This is a genomic window from Archangium sp. (assembly GCF_036389735.1).
GTDB lineage: Bacteria > Myxococcota > Myxococcia > Myxococcales > Myxococcaceae > Archangium.
On the sequence record NZ_DASVWK010000002.1, the window covers coordinates 1 to 6,320 of the forward strand.

The 6,320-nt window shown below is 68.2% G+C and carries 3 protein-coding genes; 1 reads left to right on the top strand and 2 read right to left on the bottom strand.

Annotated elements, in window-relative coordinates:
- Positions 1–3,974 (bottom strand): S8 family serine peptidase (locus VF794_RS00030; protein WP_331106443.1); only part of this gene is annotated, 3,974 nt, incomplete at its 3' end.
- A gap of 448 nt (positions 3,975–4,422) precedes the next feature.
- On the opposite strand from VF794_RS00030, the gene VF794_RS00035 reads away from it, so the two are divergent.
- Positions 4,423–5,703 (top strand): AAA family ATPase, encoded by a 1,281-nt coding sequence (locus VF794_RS00035; RefSeq protein WP_331106445.1) that lies wholly within the window; start codon positions 4,423–4,425, stop codon positions 5,701–5,703.
- 18 nt (positions 5,704–5,721) lie between these two features.
- Here the strand turns inward: VF794_RS00035 and VF794_RS00040 are convergent.
- Positions 5,722–6,320, bottom strand: a 599-nt coding sequence (locus VF794_RS00040) for an alpha-ketoglutarate-dependent dioxygenase AlkB (protein ID WP_331106447.1), incomplete at its 5' end; no start/stop codon positions are given.

Genomic DNA, 6,320 nt, shown 5'->3' on the forward strand with positions numbered 1-6,320 from the left:
GCGGTGATGGACATGCCCTCGGGGGCGCCACTCAGGCTGTAGCTGAGCGTGCCGTTGCCCGAGTCGGTGGCCTGGGCACGCACGGACAGCTGGCTGCCCTCGTTGACGGTCCGGCTCGCGATGGCGGCCAGGGTGGGCGCCACGTTGCGGGCGGTGAAGGTGACCACCTGCGAGGAGGAGGCCCCGTCCTCGTCCGTCACGGTGACGGTGACGGCGTATGCCCTGCTGGGCTCACCGGCCTGGGCCGAGCTGGGCGACCAGACGATGAGGCCGTCGGAGGTGATGGACATGCCCTCGGGGGCGCCACTCAGGCTGAAGCTGAAGGCGTCGTTGCCCGGGTCGCTGGCCTGGGCGCGCGTGATGAGCATCCGGCCCTCGTTGACGCCCTGATCGGCCAGGGTGGCCAGGGTGGGCGCCACGTTGCGGACCACCACGGACACCCTCGCCTCGGAGTACGTGTCCTCGTCCTCCACGCGGACGATGGCGGTGTAGGTGTCACCACCCGCCGGGTTGTTCCGGTAGGTGAAGATCGTGTCCGGGGTGTAGCTCAGGTAGTCGAACGTGCCGTCGCCGTCGAAGTCCCAGAGGTAGCTGCGCACCGGATCCATGCCGGCATCATCGGCGCCGCTCAGCGACTTGAGGCTGAAGGCCACCGTGCGCGGCTCGCCCTCGAACTTGGACAGGGGCCGGGCCGTGTACTCGGACAGCACCGGATGCACCTCGTCCACCACGACGTCGAGCGTCTGCACGTCGGACATGCTCCCGTCGGCGTCCACCACGCGCATCGCGTAGGTGAAGGAGCCCGAGTCCTGCATGGAGCTCTTGCCGCGCTGAACACCGTCGACGGTGACGGACGTCTCGCTCTCCACGTTGAAGGTGGTGCCGTCGTAGCTGTAGTCCCACTGCACGCGCCACGGCTTGGAGTGGTCACCGGGGTCGGTGAACTTCGCGGAGAACTCCAGCGTCTGGCTCTCCTTGATGTGCGCGGCGGGGGTGGTGATGGGGTCCAGCACCGGCCTGAGGTCCGCCACGTTGACCGTGACGACCTGGAGGTTGCTCAGCACGCCGTCCTTGTCGGTGACGCGCACGGCCACGGAGTAGGTGCCGTCCTGCGGGAAGGCGTGCGACACGGCGACGGGGCCCGCCTTGGTGACGGAGATCGTCTCGTCCGGCGCGAAGGTGGCGCCGTCGTAGTTCCAGTCCCACTGCACGCGCCAGGGCGCGTCCAGGCCCGGGTCGGTGAAGAAGGTGCTGAAGGAGCCCGCCTGCTTCTCGTTGAGGGTCTCCGGCACGGTGATGGCCGAGAGCACCGGAACCACGTCCGTCACCGTCAGGGTCTCAGGCGCCGTCATCACCGCCGAGCGCGTGCCGCGCCGGTCGACCGCGCGCGCGGCCACCTTCACGGTGCCGCTGGAGCCGACCGTCGTGCTGGTCGTCACGGTGCCCGGGGTGCTCGCCGTCTCGGAGGTCCCCACGGTGAACGTGGCGCCCCCATAGTTCAGGTCGAAGTCCACCCGGTACGGGGCATCGCTGTCGCCGTCCGGATCGCTGAAGGTGGCGCTGAGGTCGAGCGAGTCACCCTCGGCCAGCGTCGTCGGCGAGGCCGTCACCGCGGACACCACCGGAGCGGTGGCCGGCGCCGGAATCGTCCAGCGGATGGAGGTCCCGTTCTCCAGGGACGCGGTGTTGAGGCTGCGCTGGGTGGCGTTCGTGGCGTTGACCTGCACACCGACAGTGGCGCTGGCGCCCTTGTCGTACGAGGTGTTGCCCACCACCACGTCCTTGTAGTTGTAGAGGATGTCCGGCTTGCCCTCGAAGAAGACCACCTGGAAGTTGACGGTGTCGGCAGGGGTGACGGTACGCGTGGTGCGGTGGTGCACGTTGCGCCACTCCACCACGAGCTCGCGGTTGGGGGCGGTGCCCGTCACGGCCCAGAAGACGTTGTCGGCCGCGGTGGGGCCCGGGAAGAGGTCATCCCAGAAGGGCGCCACCAGGCTGGTATAGGAGGTGTAGGGCAGCGCGACGTTGCTGTACGTGAACGCGGTGTTGCTCCCCGTCCGCAGACCACCGTTCATGCCCGCCGTCAGGCTCGTCACGGCGGTGCCTCCCCCGAAGGGAATGCCGAAGGGCGAGGTGATGGTGGCGACGCTGTCGTCGGTGAGGTTGAGGTTGGTGCCGGTGATGGTGCGCCAGGCGAAGGGCTCCGGGTTCTCCACGTAGCCGCTCGTCGCGTTGACGGTGAGCGTCTCGCCGTCCGGGAAGGTGAGCGTGTGGGTACCGGTGGCCTGGGGCTCGAAGGAGCCGGTATAGAGGCCGTCGCCCGCCGTCTGGTCACCGTTCATCCCGGTGTCCGTGAGGGTGATGGTCCCGCCGCCGGGCATCACGGTGACGGTGGGGGCGCCGTTGGGCGCATCGCACTTGATGTTGTAGGCGATGAGCTGCACGGGCTGCTGCTGCAGCGTCACGTTGACGGTGCTGGCGATGGGGCGCACCCGGGTGTTGAGCACCTGATCGGCGCAGGTGAGCGAGCCCTTGCCGCCCGTGTCCGCGGCGCGCAGGCGCTTGCCGGTGAGCGTCTTGCCGACGGCGCCCGTCGAGTTCACGGCGCCGGTGAGGACCAGGTTCTTGAGCTGCTTCCAGTCGCGGCTCGGGTCCTGCGCCTTGAGCAGCGCCACCAGGCCCGACACGTGCGGGGTGGCCATGGAGGTGCCGTCGTAGGCGGAGTACGACCCGCCCAGCACGGAGCTGAGGATGCTCACGCCCGGCGCGGCCACGTGGACGGTGCGGCGCCCATAGGTGGAGAAGGTCGCCAGCTTGTCCGTGCGGTCGTGCGCCGCCACGGAGATGACGTTGGAGAGGAAGTAGCTGGCCGGGTAGCTGGGGGCCGTCGCGGTGTCGTTGTTGAGGGCGTCGTTGCCCGCCGCCGCCACGAAGAGGGTCCCGTCCTCGCGCTGCACCGCGAGGGAGTCGTACATCGCCTGGGAGTAGCTGCCCCCGCCCCACGAGTTGCTGGTGGCGATGATGTTGACCGGGTTGGTGGCCCGGGTCTTCATCATGTGGACGTAGTCCAGGCACGTGAGCGCGTCATCCAGCGAGCCACTGCCCGCCGCGTCCAGGAACTTGCAGCCCATCACCTTGGCGGTCCAGTTCACACCCGCCACGCCCAGGCTGTTGTTGCCGCGCCCCGCGATGGTGCCCGACACGTGCGTGCCGTGCGCGTGGTCGTCCTTCGGATCGCCCGTCCCGGTGATGGCGTTGATGCCGTGGACGTCGTCGATGTAGCCGTTGGCGTCGTCGTCGAGGCCGTTGCCCGCGATCTCCCCGGGGTTGACCCACATGTTGGCGGTCAGATCCGGGTGCGTGTAGTCCACGCCGGTGTCGATGACCGTCACCACGCTGGCCGTGTCGCTGCCGGTGGTCAGGTCCCACGCCTCGGGCGCGTTGATGTCCACGTCCGGCGTACCGGCGGACTGGCCGGTGTTGTGCATGCCCCACAGCTCGCCGAAGCGGGTGTCGTTGGGCAGGGTGCTGATGCGGTAGACGAAGTTGGGCTCCGCGTAGTCCACGCGGGGATCCGCGCGGTAGGCCTCCAGCGCGTCCCTCAGCGAGGCCTCGTCCACCTGCACCACCTGCAGCTCCGGCTGCATGCGGTAGGTGCGCAGCACCTTCGCCCCCAGCTTGAGGTGGGTGGACGAGGTGAGCGTCGTGCTCGTACCCGTCTTGAAGCGGACCACCAGCTGGCCCGCCACGTACTCGGCCCCGTCCTCGGTGCGCAGCACCTCGGCGCTCGCGTTGGTGCCGGTACGAATGAACCGCTTTTGCTGGCCGACGGAAGACGTTCCAACAGCGCCCGTCGTCTGCTCCTCGTTCTTCGCGCAGCCCTGTAGCGCCAACCAGGGCGTGAGGACCACCGCGGCCAGTGTTCTCTTGCGAGACATGGTCCGCGCGGGCGCGTGGGTGATCTGTCTTCTCATGGTGACTCCTGCTTCATGGGGGGTGCAGGCATGGAGGGCGGTTCCTGGATTGAGACGGCCCTTACGCCTGGGCTTGTGCACGGACGGAGAGTCCGCCAGCAAACACTCACAATCTTGACGCGTCATGGCATGCCCTTGTCAAGTCAAGTAGGCAGACTTTTATTTTGCTTACCAAGAGTTCCAGCATGGTCATCATTCGTGATACCCCAGCGGCCCTGTTCGCCGCGGCCCTCTCGCGAATTCTCATAAAGCAAGAAGACGGGTGGAGAGAGCGCGGACCGGCGGAGGAGCGGCTTTGACAGACATGCGGATTTTGTCTGCCTTCAGGGCGCCAATCGCCTCCGGGCCTGTTCTCGGTGTGAGGCATTGCGCTCGCGCGAATGCTCATCATGAACGCAGCCCGCCATGAGGCCGTGAACCGGAGGGCCTGGGCCGCTATCCTCGCGCCATGAAGCTCACGAAGCTGAAGATTCACCGCTACCGGGACGTCGCTCCCGGCTCCGAGCTCGTGTTCGGCCCGTCATCCACCCTGGTGCTCGGCGAGAACGGCACCGGCAGGACGATGCTGCTGGACCTGCTCGCCCTCGTCCTCGGCTCCGACTTCTCCGGGCTCATCCACGAGGCGTTCTCCCTGGAGTACGAGCTCACCTTCCCGGGGATGGCGCTGCACATCTCCGTCCGCAACGAGCAGCACTCCCCTTCCCGGCCCGTGGGAAGCGGCTCGGCGCTCCTGCCGCTGCGCACCCCCGAGCCCGTGCCCGAGTTCGAGCCCCTCATGGAGCTGGTCCTCCAGCTCGACGCGCCCGCCTCGCGGATGGTGCTGCGCGCCGATGCCTCGGGCGCCTCCTGGGAGGTGGACGGACAGTCCGCCTGGTCCCAGTCCATGCGGTGGTCGCTGTTGGATCGCACCGTGTGGATCCTCCTCTTCATGACGGCCCAATACCTGGAGCCGCGGGTGAAGGACCGGCTCAAGGAGCTCCTCCGCCGCACCTTCCTGCTGGCCCCCACGCGATTCGACGAGTCGCTCGGGTCGTTCACCCAGATAGGCAAGAGCCAGTTCGGAATGGAGAAGCGGGGCGACGAGGTGTTCCCCCTCGGGTTGATGGGGCTGCCCACGTGGATGCCGGGACTGCTCCGGGATCGGGCGGAGCGGGGGCCGCGGACGGGAATCATCGACATCCTCCCCGAGGATGTCCGCGAGGGGTTCCTGGCGAAGTTCATCGCCCTGGCGGGCTTTTCCACCGGGAGGCTCCGGGTGGAGCTGCTGGGCAACCAGAGCTACGAGGGTGGTGGACGTCTGGAATTCGGCCAGTTCGGCTTCAGCTTCACCCGAAGCGATGGCCGGGTGCTGTCGCAGGAACAGCTCAGCCATGGACAGAAACGGCTGCTGTCCTTCCTCTACTACCTGGACGTCAACGAGGACTTCGTCATCGCGGATGAGCTGGCCAATGGCCTGCACCCGCGCTGGGTCGAGGCCTGCCTGAGAGAGCGGGACGATCGTCAGTGCTTCCTCACCAGTCAGAATCCGCTCCTCCTCGAGCACCTCCCGCTCGACTCCCCGGAGGAGCTGCGCACCTCGCTCATCCACTGCGCCGTCGGGCTTCACGAGGGCCGCGCACAATGGCTGTGGGCCAATCCGACGGCGGAGGTGGCCGCGAAGCTCTTCCGCGCGTCCCGGCAGGCGGATACCTCGCGCGGAGCGCTGCTGAAGGCCCACGGGCTGTGGTGAGCCGGGGGCGGGAGGTCCTCAGCTCGGGGCCCGCTCCAGCTCCGCCCGGAAGAAGGCACTGCCCTGGGCGAGCGTCTCCATGTAGGACCGCACGTCCTCGCGGGCCTCGGAGGACAGCAGCGCGAAGGGCGTCACGTGCACGTCCGGCACGTAGCGGAAGGTGAGGTTGATGCGCCGGGTCTTGAAATCCGGCAGCTCGGGCGCGAGGAGGTGGCCGGCGCGGGTGTCCACCCGCTGGACCCGGTGGAAGGTCTGCTCCTTCCAACGCGCCCCGCCGAAGAGCTGGAGCGAGCCGTCATCGAGCCACTGCTCCAGCACCACCTCGTCGCGCTCGCCCGGGCGCGAGGAGGTGACGAACTGGATGAGCGCACGCTCGCCGAAGGACAGCGAGGCCACCGGCCCCGGCTCGAAATCCTTGTGCTCCCCCACCCGCGCGGTGTCCACCCAGCGCCCGTCCTCCAGGCGGCTGCCGTAGAAGTTCACCAGGCAGGTGTTGAGGTGCCAGCCGGAGGGCATGTCCGGGCCGCGGAACATCCGGCGCGCGAGCTGCTCCACCTTGTCCACCTGGCGCTGGAGCACCGCTGGGAAGGGCTCGGCCTTCACACAGCGGTTCTTCA

Excerpts from the sequence above, each read along its gene's own strand:
- VF794_RS00035 (WP_331106445.1), top strand. The coding sequence starts at position 4,423 with ATGAAGCTCACGAAGCTGAAGATTCACCGCTACCGGGACGTCGCTCCC.